Source organism: Stenotrophomonas sp. STEN083 (assembly GCF_056759195.1).
In genome coordinates this window covers 75,477-90,288 of the sequence record NZ_JBRRCU010000002.1, presented here as the reverse complement: position 1 = coordinate 90,288, position 14,812 = coordinate 75,477, and the positions used below count along the sequence as shown (strand labels likewise).

13 protein-coding genes and 1 tRNA gene are annotated in these 14,812 nt (G+C 64.0%); 11 read left to right on the top strand and 3 right to left on the bottom strand.

All coding sequences use genetic code 11. From position 1 onward, the window contains the following. Positions 1 to 4: 4 nt before the first annotated feature. From ACVOK8_RS01165 to amaB, 3 genes are all read right to left on the bottom strand, one after another. Positions 5 to 775, bottom strand: a complete 771-nt coding sequence (locus ACVOK8_RS01165; RefSeq protein WP_481565198.1) for a class I SAM-dependent methyltransferase — start codon at positions 773 to 775, stop codon at positions 5 to 7. 7 nt (positions 776 to 782) lie between these two features. Further along, positions 783 to 1,079 (bottom strand): DUF4190 domain-containing protein, encoded by a 297-nt coding sequence (locus ACVOK8_RS01160; RefSeq protein ID WP_481513284.1) that lies wholly within the window; start codon positions 1,077 to 1,079, stop codon positions 783 to 785. Between the two features lie 119 nt (positions 1,080 to 1,198). Continuing rightward, positions 1,199 to 2,731, bottom strand: a complete 1,533-nt coding sequence (gene amaB / locus ACVOK8_RS01155; RefSeq protein ID WP_282269009.1) for an L-piperidine-6-carboxylate dehydrogenase — start codon at positions 2,729 to 2,731, stop codon at positions 1,199 to 1,201. Between the two features lie 265 nt (positions 2,732 to 2,996). On the opposite strand from amaB, the gene kdsA reads away from it, so the two are divergent. The 11 genes from kdsA to thrA all read left to right on the top strand — a co-directional run bounded on the left by kdsA (position 2,997) and on the right by thrA (position 14,802). Then, the gene (gene kdsA / locus ACVOK8_RS01150; protein WP_282269007.1) at positions 2,997 to 3,842 is read left to right on the top strand and encodes a 3-deoxy-8-phosphooctulonate synthase; all 846 of its coding nucleotides are present in this window, start codon (positions 2,997 to 2,999) and stop codon (positions 3,840 to 3,842) included. A 96-nt stretch (positions 3,843 to 3,938) separates the two neighbouring features. Then, complete coding sequence (locus tag ACVOK8_RS01145; RefSeq protein WP_481565197.1) at positions 3,939 to 4,490, top strand: Csu type fimbrial protein; 552 nt, start codon at positions 3,939 to 3,941, stop codon at positions 4,488 to 4,490. Positions 4,491 to 4,574: 84 nt separating this feature from the next. Beyond that, on the top strand, positions 4,575 to 5,108 hold the full coding sequence (locus ACVOK8_RS01140) for a Csu type fimbrial protein (protein ID WP_481565196.1): 534 nt from the start codon (positions 4,575 to 4,577) through the stop codon (positions 5,106 to 5,108). A 41-nt stretch (positions 5,109 to 5,149) separates the two neighbouring features. Beyond that, positions 5,150 to 5,596, top strand: coding sequence for a Csu type fimbrial protein (locus ACVOK8_RS01135; protein ID WP_481565195.1), 447 nt, complete (start codon positions 5,150 to 5,152; stop codon positions 5,594 to 5,596). 21 nt (positions 5,597 to 5,617) lie between these two features. Next, complete coding sequence (locus ACVOK8_RS01130; protein ID WP_481565194.1) at positions 5,618 to 6,388, top strand: fimbrial biogenesis chaperone; 771 nt, start codon at positions 5,618 to 5,620, stop codon at positions 6,386 to 6,388. Positions 6,389 to 6,495: 107 nt separating this feature from the next. Beyond that, a complete protein-coding gene (locus ACVOK8_RS01125) occupies positions 6,496 to 8,835 on the top strand; it encodes a fimbria/pilus outer membrane usher protein (protein ID WP_481565193.1) in 2,340 nt (779 codons plus the stop codon). Then, on the top strand, positions 8,832 to 9,812 hold the full coding sequence (locus tag ACVOK8_RS01120) for a Csu type fimbrial protein (RefSeq protein WP_481565192.1): 981 nt from the start codon (positions 8,832 to 8,834) through the stop codon (positions 9,810 to 9,812). Before ACVOK8_RS01125 ends, ACVOK8_RS01120 begins: the two co-directional genes overlap by 4 nt. Positions 9,813 to 9,901: 89 nt before the next feature. Beyond that, positions 9,902 to 9,978: transfer RNA gene (locus ACVOK8_RS01115), tRNA-Arg, on the top strand. 53 nt (positions 9,979 to 10,031) lie between these two features. Beyond that, positions 10,032 to 10,772 (top strand): helix-turn-helix domain-containing protein, encoded by a 741-nt coding sequence (locus ACVOK8_RS01110; protein WP_481565191.1) that lies wholly within the window; start codon positions 10,032 to 10,034, stop codon positions 10,770 to 10,772. 88 nt (positions 10,773 to 10,860) lie between these two features. Then, positions 10,861 to 11,805: a DMT family transporter gene (locus ACVOK8_RS01105; RefSeq protein WP_481565190.1), complete on the top strand. Its 945-nt coding sequence runs from the start codon at positions 10,861 to 10,863 to the stop codon at positions 11,803 to 11,805. Between the two features lie 492 nt (positions 11,806 to 12,297). Then, positions 12,298 to 14,802: a bifunctional aspartate kinase/homoserine dehydrogenase I gene (thrA, locus tag ACVOK8_RS01100; RefSeq protein ID WP_481565189.1), complete on the top strand. Its 2,505-nt coding sequence runs from the start codon at positions 12,298 to 12,300 to the stop codon at positions 14,800 to 14,802. Positions 14,803 to 14,812: the final 10 nt, after the last annotated feature.

Here is a 14,812-nt window from a genome sequence, read left to right as displayed (position 1 = left end):
AAGCTCAGTTCAGCGTGCCAACAAAGGCGCGGGTTTGGTACTCAAAGGCAACCTTGCCATCGACCGCATGCGCATCAAACAGACGCTGCAGGGCCTCCAGCATCGGGGAATGACGATCGTGGCCGGCTTGCGGCGCGTACGAGGAGGACAGCAGCCGGCCGCGCAGGCCGTCGTAGTCCAGGTACTGCACATTCGGCAGGTGGACGAGGCCGCGCAGCCCATCGCCGAACCAGTCGCGCATGGTCTGGTCGTCCTGGTAGCGCTCGGCGACCTCGGTGTAGTCGGTGCCGTAGTCCAGCAGCAACTGCTCGTAGCTGGCCAGGAACGGCGAGGCATCGAGCAGGCGCGAGTTCCAGTACACCAGGGCCAGGCCACCCGGACGCAGGATGCGCATCCATTCGCGGCGTACGGCGTTGGTGTCGAACCAGTGGAATGCCTGCGCGGCCGCGACCAGATCAACGCTGTGGTCGGCCAGGGTGGTGGCCTCGGCGGTGCCTGCGATTGATTGGAACCGGGGATGTTGTGGCAGCAACCACTGCTCAGCTGCGGCGCGCATTGCGGCATTGGGTTCCACTGCGATCAGCGGATGCCCGGCAGCCAGGAACAGCTCGCTGGAAATGCCGGTGCCGGCGCCGATATCGGCGACCAGCGCAGTGCGGGGCAGGCCGATGTCGCGGTGAAGCCATTCCAGCAGCGTGGACGGATAGCCCGGGCGATAGCGCACATAGTCCGCTACCCGGCTGCTGAAACGTTGGGTTGAATCGGATTGCCCCATGCCGGCCTCAGGAGTTCATCGCAGCGAGGCCAGCCAAGCCGCCGAAGAACACCAGGATGGCAATGAAGAAGATGATGCCGATCAGCCACAGCGCGGTAGCCAGCCAGCCCAGCACCAGTCCAGCCACAGCCAGGCCATCGCCTTCCAGTTGGCCGTTGCTGCGGCGGATTTCGCCGCGTGCCATATGGCCGAAGATGATGGCGCAGATGCTGCCTATGGCCGGTAACAGGGTCCAACCGAGGATGCCGGCGACCAGGCTGATCACGGCGTAGCTGCTGGTCTGGCGAGGTGCAGGAATGCTCATCGGGAACTCCGTTTCAGCGAATTAAGCCCCTCTCCCGCGCGCGGGAGAGGGGTTGGGGTGAGGGCAGCTTTCAGCTGTACACCCATCCATCGCCCCAACCAAAGCTGGGGCAGGCACCATCAAAGATCGAACTTGATGCCCTGGGCCAGCGGCAGCGAATCGGAGTAGTTGATGGTGTTGGTCTGGCGGCGCATATAGACCTTCCATGCATCCGAGCCTGACTCACGGCCACCGCCGGTATCCTTCTCGCCACCGAAGGCGCCACCGATCTCCGCACCGGACGTGCCGATGTTGATGTTGGCGATGCCGCAGTCGCTACCGGCAGCCGACAGGAACTTCTCGGCGGTCTTCAGGTTCTGGGTGAAGATCGACGAGGACAGGCCCTGCGGCACGCCGTTCTGCATGTCGATGGCTTCGTCCAGGGTCTTGTACTTCATCACGTACAGGATCGGCGCGAAGGTCTCGTGCTGGACGATCTCATCGCTGTTCTTCAGGCCAGTGACAATCGCCGGCAGCACGAAGTTGCCGGCGCGGTCGATGGCGGTGCCGCCGGTCTCGACGGTGCCGCCGGCGGCCTTGGCCTTGGCGATCGAGGCCAGGAACTGCTGCACGGCTTCCGGACTGTTGAGCGGGCCCATCAGGTTGGCCGCGTCGGTCGGGTCACCGATCTTGCCTTCGACCTGCTTGTAGGCCTTGATCAGCGTGGCCAGCACGTTGTCATAGATGGATTCATGCACGATCAGGCGGCGGGTGGTGGTGCAGCGCTGGCCGGCGGTGCCGACGGCGCCGAACACGATGCCCGGCACGGCCAGCTTCTGGTCGGCGGTCTCGTCCATGATGATGGCGTTGTTGCCGCCCAGTTCCAGCAGGCAGCGGCCCAGGCGCTGGGCAACTTTCTGGTTGACGGTGCGGCCGACCTGGGTGGAACCGGTGAACGAGATCAGCGGCACGCGGCGGTCGTCGACCATCTTTTCCGACAGCGCGGTGCCGGCGTCGTTGATCAGGAAGAACAGGTTCGGGAAACCGGCGCCTTCGAGCGCCTCATTGCAGATCTTCATCGTTGCAATGGCGGTCAGCGGGGTCTTGTTGGACGGCTTCCAGATGCAGATGTCGCCACAGATGGCAGCCAGGAACGCATTCCAGCTCCACACCGCGACCGGGAAGTTGAAGGCCGAGATGATGCCGACCAGACCCAGCGGGTGGTACTGCTCGTACATGCGGTGGCCGGGACGCTCGGAATGCATGGTGTAGCCGTACAGCATGCGGCTCTGGCCCAGTGCGAAGTCGGCGATGTCGATCATCTCCTGCACTTCACCGTCGCCTTCCGGCTTGGACTTGCCCATTTCCAGCGCGACCAGCGAGCCCAGTGCGTCCTTGTGCTTGCGCAGTGCTTCACCGCACAGACGCACGGCTTCGCCGCGGCGTGGTGCCGGGGTGGTGCGCCACACCTTGTAGGCTTCCTGCGCGCGGGCGATGACGGTTTCGTAGTCAGCTTCGGTCGTCGCCTGGACCTCGGCGATCACTTCGCCGGTGGTCGGGTTCTGCGGCTTGAGGACGCCCGCGCCGGTGGCGGCGGACCATTCCCCGTTGCCCATGTAGGTGCCAGCGTTGGTGGCATCCAGCGCCAAGGCCTTGAGCAGCTCGGAAGACATTCAAACTCCTGTTTCTTAACGTTATTTTGGCGCCGTCGGAAACTGCGGGTGGGGGCGACGGAGTGAGTACTACATAGTATCAGAGTGAACCGATTGGCCCCGTGCGGCTTGGTTGGGTTGATGGGACGGGCTGTGCCGGCGGCAATGACTGTGCGGATGACGGGCGTTGCCTTTAACGTGGCTGCAAACCCTGTTGCTGGCGGCCGTTTTCGGCCATATTCGCCACCCTTGATAGGGGTTTCCCCGGCTTGAACAGGATAGACAGATGAACGTGACGATTTCGGACGGGGTAGTGGTTGGCAACAAGCTGCCCTTCGTGCTGTTTGGTGGGTTGAATGTGCTGGAGGACCTGGATTCCACCCTCTACGCCGCCGAGCGCTACGTGGAGGTCACCCGCAAGCTGGGCATCCCGTACGTATTCAAGGCTTCCTTCGACAAGGCCAACCGCTCCTCGATCACCTCCTTCCGTGGCGTCGGCCTGGAAGAAGGGCTGCGCATCTTCGAGCAGGTCAAGCAGCGCTTTGGCGTGCCGGTGATCACCGACGTGCATGAAGTGGCGCAGGCCGCGCCGGTCGCAGAAGTGGTCGACGTGCTGCAGATTCCGGCCTTCCTGGCCCGCCAGACCGATCTGGTCACGGCCATCGCCCGCACCGGCCGTGCGGTCAACATCAAGAAGCCGCAGTTCCTCAGTCCGACCCAGATCAAGCACATCGTCAGCAAGATCCGCGAGGCGGGCAACGAGCAGATCATCCTGTGCGAACGTGGTGCCCAGTTCGGCTACGACAACCTGGTCGTGGACATGCTCGGCTTCCGCGAGATGATCGAAGCCACCGGCGGGCTGCCGGCGATCTTCGATGTCACCCATAGCCTGCAGCGCCGCGACGCAGGCAGCGAAGCTTCCGGTGGCCGTCGTCGCCAAGTCGTCGAACTTGCCCGTGCAGGCATGGCCGTTGGCATTGCCGGCCTGTTCCTTGAGGCGCATCCGGACCCGGATAACGCGCGCTGCGATGGCCCAAGTGCATTGCCGTTGGATGTGCTGGAGCCTTTCCTGGCGCAGATCAAGGCGCTGGACGATATGGTCAAGGCGTTCCCGGTGCTGGACATCGCGTGATCCGCCCGGGCCGGTGGCTGCTGCGCAGCCCCGGCCTCAAGCAGGCCCCTCTCTTACGTCCGTAGTGTTTCATGCAGGCACGTTTGTGGCACACGGATGGAAGAGGGGTCGATGCACCATTTGAAGAACAGCTTGGGCTTGGCGCTGTGCGGACTCCTGCTGAGCTCCGCAGGTCATGCTGCGCCTGGGATCAGTGGGCAGATACACAGTTCATTGACGTTGGTGCCTGCATGTGAGGTCAACGGAACGACCGCCAGTTCCAACCTCGATTTTGGTTCGTTGAACTTCGGGGCCACCAGTGCGTTGATGCAGCCGGCCGGTACCCAGGTGTTGAAACCTGATGGGGGCGCCATGAGCATCCGCTGTGCGGCAGGATTCGTTCCGGTGCTCAAGATGCGGGCGGGCCGCAATGACGGTCAGGCATCGACAGGCAGCAGGGCATTGCACGATGGTGCGGGTCACTATGTCGGCTATGACCTGTACACGGATGCCGGTTTCAACAATCTGTTGCCGATAGAAGGAATCATCAACCTGGCGGTCAGCAATGGCGCGGCACAGACCTTGAATCTCTACGGCAAGGTCACGGCGGCAGCGGGCTTGCCGCCAGGCACCTATACCGATTCGATAGCCGTCGAATTGTCGTTCTGATTTGCTCTTACGCAGGTCCGCTAGGGTAGGCAGATCGCAGGTGGCGCACGGCTGCCTGTATTACCGCTCAAATGGGGAGTTCGAATGAAATACAGGAACATCCGCGTTGCACTGTTCGCTGGCGGCTTGCTGTTCGCTTCGATGGCACAGGCTGGCACCGTCACCGGGCGGATCAATTCTTCATTGGTGCTGATCAGCTCCTGCCAGGTGAATGGCTCGACCGCATCAACCAATGTAAATTTTGGTGCCTTGAATTTCGGTACGCAAACGGCGCTTTTCACCCAGGCCGGAGCGCAGGTGCTTGCAGGTGGTGGTGGCACAATGTCGATACTGTGCTCGAGTGGTGCCATTCCGGTGCTGCGGATCCAGGCAGGCAGCAATGATGGGCAGTCCTCCGGCGGCACGCGGGCGTTGTCGAATGGGGCGGGCAGCTTTGTTCCCTATGACATTTACACTGATTCCGGTCTAAGCACTGTTCTGCCGATCAATGGCACGATTAACTTGCCCACCAGTACCGGTGCTGCACAGACAATCAATCTGTATGGCAAGGCAGTGGGCAAGGCAGGGCTGACGCCAGGGACGTACACGGACAGCATTTTGGTGGAACTGTCCTTTTGATCGTGCGGCGGTGGATGCTTCCGGTTCTGGTGGTTGCATGCTTGACTGCGTTGACCGGTGAGGTGATCGCTGCCCCGCGCGCGGACATGCAGGTCAGTGCGGAGGTCGTTGGCGGCTGCGAGGTGGCCGCCGGCCAGTGGGGGACACTTGATTACGGAACGCGGGCTGCGCTGAACACCGAGCCCGCTGCTGCCAGCTTGTCCAGCACGGTGCAGATCAGGTGTACACCGGGCATGCAATTGTCGATGCAGGTGGACGGCGGACAGCACGGCCGCCAGCTGCAGCGCGACGGCGGTGGTGAGCGCATCCCCTATCAATTGTTCAGCGACGCAGCCAGAGGCGTGCTGCTGCCGATAGATCAATCCGTGCCCGTGCCGCTGGGCGGCGCAGGCGTGGTGACGCTGCCCATCCATGCGGAGTTGAGCGTGCCAGCGCACTCGCCCGCGGGTATGTACAGCGATGTGTTGCAGGTTCAATTGATCTGGTAAGTGCGGTTCTCAGGGGGATGAATGTTGTTCATTAGGTATCTGGCGGTGGCCGTTGTGCTCGCTGCGTCGATGTTGTCGGTTGATGGCGCGCGTGCCGCAAGTTCGGTGCTGATCTGGCCGGTGGATCCGGTGCTGGCAGAGGGTCAGCAGAGCACGGCGTTGTGGCTGGAGAACAAGGGCGATAGCCCGATCAGCCTGCAGGTGCGTGTGCTGGCGTGGTCGCAACAGGATTTTGATGACCAGTACCAGAACCAACGCCAGGTGATCGGCATCCCGCAGATCGCACAGATCGAGCCCGGGCAGAAGCAGTTGGTGCGTATCACCCGCATGACGCCGACGCCTGCAGGTCAGCAGCAGGCATTCCGGGTGATGATCGACGAGATCCCGACAACGGTGGCGACCGATGCCGCTGCCGCACCCGGGGTGCGTTTCAATATGCGCTATGTCATTCCGTTGTTTGTCTATGGTGCGGGCCTGACAGTCGGCGATGCGGGTCAAGGGGTACGCGATGCAAGCGGCGCGCAGGTGCGTCCGCAGCTCGGGGTGCAGCAGGTCAGCGTGGACGGCAAGGCTTACCTGCAGGTTCGCAATGACGGACCAATACACGCGCGGTTGACCGAAGCCTCCATCGAACAGGGCGGCAGGCAGCAGCTGTTGCACGACGGTTTGATGGGCTACGTGTTGCCGGGTGCAAGCATGCGCTGGCCACTGCCAGCAGCCGAAGGCCATCCCGCAGCGCTGTTGGTGCGCGTCAATGGCGCGCAGCAGCCGCAACGCCTTGTCCTTGAGTGACGGTTCGCATGATGTTGAATGAGCGAGGCGTCAGCCGCGTGGCGCTTGGGCGTATGGGGGACGGGGCAACGAACTGTTGCCAGCGGGCTGCACCGCCGTGCGGGCGGTTGTCCCGCGCCGTGCGGCATGGTCTGTGGATGCACCTGCTGGCATTGAGCGTGGTGCCGGTATTGCCGGCTGCAGCGGTGGGGTTGCCGCTGCCAGCGTTCGATGCACAGGACGCCGCACCGCTTCCATTGCATCTGGATCTGGTGGTCAACCAGGTGGAAACGGGCCGGCAGCTTGTGGTTGAGGAGCGGGGTGGGCGACTCCATGCCAGCGCGGCGGCATTGGCCGGTGCCGGTATCAACCTGCCACAACCGGCCACAGATGACATTGCGCTGGAAGATGTGCCTGGCCTGCACGCGCATTACGACCGGGCACTGCTGCGGCTGGTGCTGGAGGTGCCGCCTGCGTGGTTGGCCACGCAGACCATCAGCTATCGCGGCACGGCACCGCGCATGGCGGCGCAGGCAAGCCCGGGTGCGATGTTCAACTACGACATCTACGCAAGTGACGTCGACCTTGGCGGCAGCTACCTTGCAGCCTGGAACGAGCTGCGTGTCTTCGGTGCTGCTGGCAGCCTGACCAATACCGGGCAGTTCCGCCACATCGTCAGCGGCGGCAAGGGGCAGCAGGAGGGGTATCTGCGCTACGACACCACCTGGCGCTACTCCGACGAGACCCGGCTGCTGACCTATGAAGCCGGTGATGTGATCACCGCAGCGTTGCCGTGGAGCAGCTCGGTGCGGCTGGGCGGCGTGCAGTTCTCGCGTGATTTCAGCGTGCGGCCGGATCTTGTGACCTACCCGTTGCCGCAATTTGCCGGCGAGGTGGCCGTGCCGACCGCGCTGGACCTGTTCGTCAATGGCTATAAGTCCTCCAGTACGCAGCTGAGCCCGGGCCCCTATACGCTGACCAATATTCCGCTGATCAACGGCGCCGGCGAAGCGGTGGTGGTCACTACTGACGCATTGGGCCGGCAAGTCTCGACGACCCTGCCGTTCTACGTCAGCACCCGGCTGTTGCAGCCGGGGCTGGTCGATTTCTCGGTGGCAGCAGGCAATCTGCGCGAAGACTACGGCATCCGCAATTTCAGCTACGGCAAGGCGGCGGGCAGCGCCACACTGCGCTACGGCGTGGTGGACTGGCTGACTCTGGAAGGGCACGCCGAAGCCGCACGGCAGCTGTCGTTGGCCGGCGTCGGTGCCAACCTGCGCGTGGCCAACGCCGGTGTTGTGAACGCGGCAGTGAGCCAGAGCCATTTCAATGGACGACAGGCCCGCCAGCTCGCGTTTGGCTACCAGTTCAACGCTCCCCGCTACAGCTTGAGCTATCAGCGCATGCAGCGGCAGGCCGGCTATGCGGATCTGGGCGCGATCAATGCCCAGACGCTGCGCACCAGTCGCGGCAGCCAGCAGGCGACCGCCAGCCTCCGTATGGGTACCTGGGGCAGCGCGGGTCTTGGCTATTTCGATGTCCGCAATGCGGACGACTCGCGCAGCCGATTGCTCAATCTGTCCTGGACCCGTTCGTCGCGGTCAGGGATGAGCCTGTATATGTCGGCCAACCGTGATCTTGATGCCCATGGCTGGGCGGCGATGGCGCAGGTGATGGTGCCGATGGGCGGGCGGGCCACGCTGGCGGTGTCCGCCGAGCGTGACAACAACGGGGACCGGGTTGAACGCGTGAACTATGGGCGCCAGGCACCCACGAGTGGCGGCTTCGGCTACAACCTTGGCTATGCGCATGGCGGTGACGAGGACTACCGTCAGCTGGATGCGACCTGGCGCGGTGACCTGCTGCAGGTGCAGGCAGGCACCTACGGCAGCCGTTCCAACATGACCCGTTGGGCCGATGTCAGCGGCTCGGCGGTATGGATGGATGGGCGGATGTTTGCCGGTAACCGCGTGGACGACGCATTCGTGGTGGTCAGTACCAAGGGCCAGGCAGGGATCCCAGTGCGCTACGAAAACCAGGAGGTCGGCCGAACCGGCGCTAGCGGGCATCTGCTGGTGCCATGGACCAGCGCCTACTATCCGGGCAAGTACGAGATCGACCTGTTGGGATCTTCAGCGGATGTGCGTAGTGCGCTGGTGGAGGCACGCGTGATGGTGCGTGCGCGCAGTGGCTATCTGTTGGAGTTCCCTGTTGTCCGTTCCCGCGCCGCCAGTGTGGTCCTCACCGATGCACAGGGGGCGGTGCTGCCGATGGGCACGCGCGTGCAGCATGTGGAAAGCGGGGTGCATACGGTGGTTGGCTGGGACGGGCTGGTGTATGTGGAGCGTCTGGACGAGGTCAATCATCTTCAGGTGATGCAGGCCAGTGGAGAGAGTTGCGTGGCGATGTTCAAGGCCGATGACGACGACGCAGCGGTGATGATGCCTGCCCCCCTGGTGTGCCGATGAGCGGGCTGGCGCGTGTGGTGGGGTTGTTCCTGGTGTGTGCGGGAACGGGGCAGGCCGCGGCGGCGTGCTCAACGGGCAATGCACAATCCGCGGATTTCGGGGCAGTGGGCTCCGTTGCCCTGGGTGCCGCGGCGCAGACGACCTCCACGCGTGACGCAGGCATCGAATGCAGCGGCCAGGCCCTGCAACCCTGGGAGACGCAGGACACCTATTTCCGCGTGACCTTCAGTTCTGCCAACGCTGGCTTGCTGGGACCGACGGGGGATTTACTGAACTACCAGCTGTACGCCTCTGCGGACAGGAACAACGGCGCAGCATTGATCCCTGCGGTGCCATTGGACCTGGTTGGGCAGGGTGTAATCGACGCACTGGGGTTGTTGCAGAGTGCAAGCGGCAAGGCGATGCCGTTGTATCTGGCGGCAGCCGGCGGCAGCAATGTCGCCGCAGGCAATTACGAGGACACCGCGACCCTGGCCTGGGAGTGGCGTTACTGTACGGCCAGCTCGGGTGCCGGGGTTTGCTCTTCATATGACACCGGCAGTGGGGTGACGACGGTCCCGGTCAAGCTGGTGGTGCAGAACGACTGCAGTATCGCTGCGCCGGATCTGGATTTCGGTGCTGCTGCGCTTCCCTCGGCATTTGCCGTGGTCAACGGCAACATCTCGGTTACCTGCACCAAAGGCAGTGCCTACAGCGTCGGCCTGGGGGACGGGCAGAACCTAGCGGCGGCACGGCGCAACATGCGATCGGCACAGGGGGAACTGCTGGCCTACGATCTGTTCCAGGGCGTCAGCGGTATGCGGTGGGGCAGCGTGGACACCGAGCGGCGCTCCAGTGCCGGCGCTGATGTCAATCCGGGCCCCGGCGCGGGCGTTGGCAGGCAGGTCTTCAGCTACAACGCGAAGGTCTATGCGGATCAGGCCCCGGTGCCTGTGGGACGCTACGTGGATACCGTTCTGGTCGACATTGCTTTCTGAACCGGCAGCGTCGACTGTGCCGTTTGCGAAGATCAGGACGATATCAGGACTTTGTCCATGTTCACGCTTGGTTGTATCCTTGCGTATTCGGCTCCGTAGCTCAGTTGGATAGAGCGGTCCCCTCCTAAGGGACAGGTCGCACGTTCGAATCGTGTCGGGGCCACCACCCTCGCATGGCCGACGGCCCAGCGCCGCACTGCCTGTTCCGCGGTGCCCGCTATGCATGCAGACGATTCCCTGAGCTTCCGCAGCTATGGCTGTATCGGTCATGGCCATCGGCATGCGCATGTGCAGCTGGTCCTGCCGCTGCACGGCATGCTGGAGCTTGAGGTGGAGGGTCGCGGTGGGTGGCTGGACCCGCAGCGTGCGGCGTTTGTCGCGCCCAGTGCCTTGCATGTGCAGCAGGCGCGGGGGCGCAACCGTTTCCTGATCGTGGACTGCGACGCATCGCGGCTGGACGACGCGCAGCTGGAAACCGGGCGGCAACGCCCATTCTTTGTTCTGCCTCCGGCGGCGAGGCATCTGCTGGCCTATGTGGAGCAGGCGGCGGAGGGACGGGCGCAGTTGGCGCCGGCCTTGACGCGGCAGGTGCTGCCATTGTTGCTGGATGCGGTTCTCGCGCAGGGTCGGCAACGCCGCGATGGCCGCCTGCGGGCCTTGTGCGAGCGGATCCGTCTCGCCCCAGGGCAGGACTGGTCGTTGGCGCGCATGGCGAATGAGGCGGGGCTGGGCCTGACCGCACTGCACGCAGCGTTCCGTCGCGAACTGGACTGCAGCCCTGTCCAGTGGCTGCAGCGTCAACGCCTGGAATGGGCGCAGCAACGCCTCGCCGAAGGTCTACTACCGCTGGCACGGATTGCACAGCAGGCTGGCTACTCCGACCAGAGTGCGCTCACCCGGGCCATGCGCCGCGAGCTAGGCGTCACCCCGGGGCGCTACCGGCGGCAGTTGCAGGCGTAGCCTGGGGCCAAAGTCGCGAAGGTTGGGTCAATACACAGGGCCGCAGTGGTCGGAAGCTGTGGCGGTTGCTCAGGACGTAGGTGGTTTGATGAAAGATCGGATGGCGGGCGGTATCGCCAATGGTGTGGCCTCGGGAGCGCTATGGGGCTTGGTCTTCCTTGCGCCCGCAGTGTTGTCGGATTTTTCCCCGTTGCAGCTGGCTGCGGCGCGGTATCTGGTCTATGGGTTGATCGCGATCGTATTGCTGGTGCCGCGCTGGCCGGCGCTCCGTGCCCGCATCGGCAAGGTCGAATGGACGGCACTCACCTGGTTGAGCCTGCTCGGCAATCTGATCTATTTCGTGCTGCTGTCGCTATGCGTGCAATGGAGTGGTGGCGCGGCGGCGGCGCTGATCGTTGGCATGGTGCCGGTGCTGGTGGCGGTGGTTGGCGCACGCGAGCCGGGTGCGGTCCCGCTGACCCGCTTGGCCCCGGCGCTGGCGCTGTGCGTGGCCGGCGTTGTGCTGATGGGGGTCGAAGCCATGGGCTCCACCCATGTCCAGGGCAACCCGGGCCAGCGCTTGATCGGGCTGCTGTGCGGGGTCGGCGCGCTGTTGTCGTGGACGGCCTATTCGGTGGGCAATACCCGTTGGTTGGCCAAGGTGCCTGATGTATCCGGACACGACTGGTCGCTGCTGACGGGCGTGGCAACCGGCGGTCTGGCCTTGCTGCTGGCGCCGCTCGCCTTCGCCGATGGCGGGGCAGGCCATACGGGGCGCGAATGGGCGGGCTTCTGGGCGATGGCCGCTGCGGTGGCGGTGTTTGCCTCGATCCTGGGCAATGCTTGCTGGAACCGCGCCAGCCGCGCGCTGCCGCTGACCCTGGGCGGGCAGATGATCGTGTTCGAGACCTTGTTCGGGCTGCTCTACGGCTTCCTGTGGCAGCAGCGCTGGCCAGTGGCGATCGAGATTGTTGCTGCGCTCTGCCTTCTGCTCGGCGTGGTCTGGAGCGCCGCGGCGCACCGGCCGAAGGCGGTAGCGCCAGCTTCGGCCTGAGAATCCTGCGCAGTCAGGTGGCGAAAGCGGGACAGCGGTGCTGCTTTCGATTGCTTGCGGGCGATAGTTGGCCTGCATGTTCCGCAGGCAGCGCCCGCAGCAATGAACCAGCTGTTGCGCGCTGCTTGTTGGTTAAATGCGCGACGTTCGCGCTTGATGACATTTGCAACTTTTAGCTGCAGGTTTGGCGACGTTGCCTTTATCTGCGTTTTTGCAACGCAGCACTTGACAGCCTGATCCCGGCTGTTGTCTCTTGAAGGCCATGAGCCGCCCGCAGCCCCTCGTCAGCCTCTTGCAGTCGCCTTCCGGCGGCCAGGTGCGCGTGGCCGGGTTCGGCGGCGCCATTACCACCACCACTATTACCGTCACCATTAGCCCGGTGCGGCCCGTCGTCTTCGCGTAATTTCCGAAAACCACGGCCCCGCACCCGGATCAGGATGCGGGGGAACCCCATCAAGATGCGTGTCGGGGCCTCCAGCCGAGGTTCTTCCGATGTCGTCAGTTGCTGCTTCTCCCGCCGATTCCGCCGCGAACGCTGCCGTTCGCACCGTCGTGCACAAATTCGGCGGCACTTCCGTCGCCGATGCCGAGCGTTACCGGCATGTGGCGCAGCTGCTGCTGGCCCGGGACGAGAGCGTGCAGGTCACCGTGGTGTCGGCGATGAAGGGCGTGACAGACGCGCTGATCGGCCTGGCCAAGGCTGCGGCTGCAGCCGATCCGGCTTGGGATGACCGCTGGCACGAATTGCGTGCACGCCATCGTGGTGCGGCCGCCGCGCTGCTGGGCGAGCAGTCCGGGGTGACCATCGAATGGTTGGATGCGCGCTTCGAGCGTCTGCGCGAGATTCTGGCGGCGTTGGCGGTGATCGGTGAGTTGCCGCAGGAAGTGCTGGACCGCGTGCAGGGCCTGGGCGAAGTGTTTTCGGCCCACCTGCTTGGCCATCACCTGCAGGCGCTGGGTGAAGACGCCGATGTACTGGATGCGCGCGACGTGCTGGTGGTCAACCATGGCGAGCTTGGCGTTGATGTCGATTGGAAGTCCAGCGCTGCCAAGCTGGCGTTGTGGCGCGAATCGCATCCGGCGCAGCGGCTGGTGGTTACCGGTTTTGTCGCCCGCGACCGCAAAGGCAACATCACCACGCTGGGGCGCAACGGCAGTGATTTTTCCGGCGCAATTTTTGCTGCCTTGTTCGCTGCCGACGAGCTGCATATCTGGACCGACGTCGATGGCGTGCTCTCGGCCGATCCGCGGGTGGTGCCGGAAGCGGTGCAATTGGATGCCCTGAGCTACGACGAAGCCTGTGAACTGGCCTATTTCGGTGCCAAGGTGGTGCATCCGCAGACCATGTCGCCGGCCATCGAGCGCGGCCTGCCGATCATCATCCGCAACACCTTCCGTCCGGATCACCCGGGTACCCGCATCACCGCCGACAGCTCCAGCAGCGGCCCGATCAAGGGCCTGACTCTAAGCGCGGATCTGGCTGTGCTGAATGTCGAAGGTACCGGTCTGATAGGCGTGCCCGGTACCGCCGAGCGGGTGTTCTCTGCGCTGCGTAATGCGCATGTGTCGGTGGTGATGATCTCGCAGGGTTCGTCCGAACATTCGATCTGCTGCGTGGTGAAACAGGCCGAGGCAGAGTTCGCCCGTGACGCACTGACCCAGGCGTTCTCGCATGAGTTGGCAGCGGGCCAGGTGCAGCGCGTGCAGCTCACCAGCGGGGTGAGCGTGCTTGCGGCGGTGGGCGATGGCATGGCCGGCCAACCCGGCGTTGCAGCGCGTCTGTTCGAATCGTTGGGTCGCGCGCAGGTCAATATCCTGGCCATCGCGCAGGGCTCGTCCGAACGCAACATCTCGGTCGCCATCGAAGCCTGCGATGCGACCAAGGCGCTGCGCGCTGCACATGCCGGCTTCTGGTTGTCGCCACAGACCTTCTCGGTCGGCGTGATCGGGCCGGGCAATGTCGGCGCAGCCTTGCTTGAACAGCTGTATGCGTCCGAAGCTGCACTGCTGGCCAGGGCCAAGCTGGATCTGCGCCTGCGTGCAGTCGCTTCGCGCAACCGCATGGTGCTCGACCAGCGTGGCATGCACGGCAACTGGAAGGCCGCATTCGACTCGGCAGCGTTGCCGAATGATCTTGATCTGTTCACCGAGCACCTGTTGTCGGCGCGTCTGCCACATACGCTGATCATCGATTGCAGTGGCAGTGCCGAAGTTGCTGATCGCTATGCCGGTTGGTTGGCCGCCGGCATCCATGTGGTCACCCCGAACAAGCAGGCAGGCTCCGGTCCGCTGGCACGCTATCAGGCGATCCGTGAGGCGGCAGCGTCTACCGGCGCACGCTTCCGCTATGAAGCCACGGTGGGCGCGGGTCTGCCGGTGATCACCACGCTGCGCGATCTGGTCGATACCGGTGATGACGTGACGGCGATCGCTGGCATTTTCTCCGGCACGCTGGCCTGGTTGTTCAATAAGTACGATGGCAGCGTGGCGTTCTCCGAGTTGGTCACGCAGGCGCGTGGCATGGGCTACACCGAGCCGGACCCGCGTGACGACCTGTCCGGCGTGGATGTGGCCCGCAAGCTGGTGATTCTTGCCCGTGAAGCCGGTTATGAGCTGAGCCTTGAAGACGTGGCGGTGGAAAGCCTGGTACCCGCTGTATTGCAGGGCGCGAGCGTCGAGGATTTCATGGCACGCCTGCATGAAGTGGATACGGGCTTTGCGCAACGCCTGGCTGATGCGCGTGCCCGCGGCAATGTGCTGCGCTACGTCGCCCAGTTCAAGCCGGGGCAACAGCCGAGCGTTGGCCTGGTCGAGCTTCCGGCTGATCACGCTTTTGCCAACCTGCGTTTGACCGACAACGTGGTGCAGTTCACCACCCGTCGCTATTGCGACAACCCCTTGGTGGTGCAAGGTCCGGGCGCTGGTCCGGAAGTGACCGCAGCCGGTGTGTTTGCCGATGTGCTGCGTGTGGCAGCGGGCGAGGGAGCGCGATTGTGAGTGATGCTTT

What these genes read in the sequence shown, in the direction of transcription:
- ACVOK8_RS01165 (WP_481565198.1), bottom strand. Translation starts at nt 775, where the DNA reads ATGGGGCAATCCGATTCAACCCAACGTTTCAGCAGCCGGGTAGCGGAC.
- ACVOK8_RS01160 (WP_481513284.1), bottom strand. Translation starts at nt 1,079, where the DNA reads ATGAGCATTCCTGCACCTCGCCAGACCAGCAGCTACGCCGTGATCAGC.
- amaB (WP_282269009.1), bottom strand. Translation starts at nt 2,731, where the DNA reads ATGTCTTCCGAGCTGCTCAAGGCCTTGGCGCTGGATGCCACCAACGCT.
- kdsA (WP_282269007.1), top strand. Translation starts at nt 2,997, where the DNA reads ATGAACGTGACGATTTCGGACGGGGTAGTGGTTGGCAACAAGCTGCCC.
- ACVOK8_RS01145 (WP_481565197.1), top strand. Translation starts at nt 3,939, where the DNA reads ATGGAAGAGGGGTCGATGCACCATTTGAAGAACAGCTTGGGCTTGGCG.
- ACVOK8_RS01140 (WP_481565196.1), top strand. Translation starts at nt 4,575, where the DNA reads ATGAAATACAGGAACATCCGCGTTGCACTGTTCGCTGGCGGCTTGCTG.
- ACVOK8_RS01130 (WP_481565194.1), top strand. Translation starts at nt 5,618, where the DNA reads ATGTTGTTCATTAGGTATCTGGCGGTGGCCGTTGTGCTCGCTGCGTCG.
- ACVOK8_RS01120 (WP_481565192.1), top strand. Translation starts at nt 8,832, where the DNA reads ATGAGCGGGCTGGCGCGTGTGGTGGGGTTGTTCCTGGTGTGTGCGGGA.
- ACVOK8_RS01110 (WP_481565191.1), top strand. Translation starts at nt 10,032, where the DNA reads ATGCATGCAGACGATTCCCTGAGCTTCCGCAGCTATGGCTGTATCGGT.
- ACVOK8_RS01105 (WP_481565190.1), top strand. Translation starts at nt 10,861, where the DNA reads ATGAAAGATCGGATGGCGGGCGGTATCGCCAATGGTGTGGCCTCGGGA.
- thrA (WP_481565189.1), top strand. Translation starts at nt 12,298, where the DNA reads ATGTCGTCAGTTGCTGCTTCTCCCGCCGATTCCGCCGCGAACGCTGCC.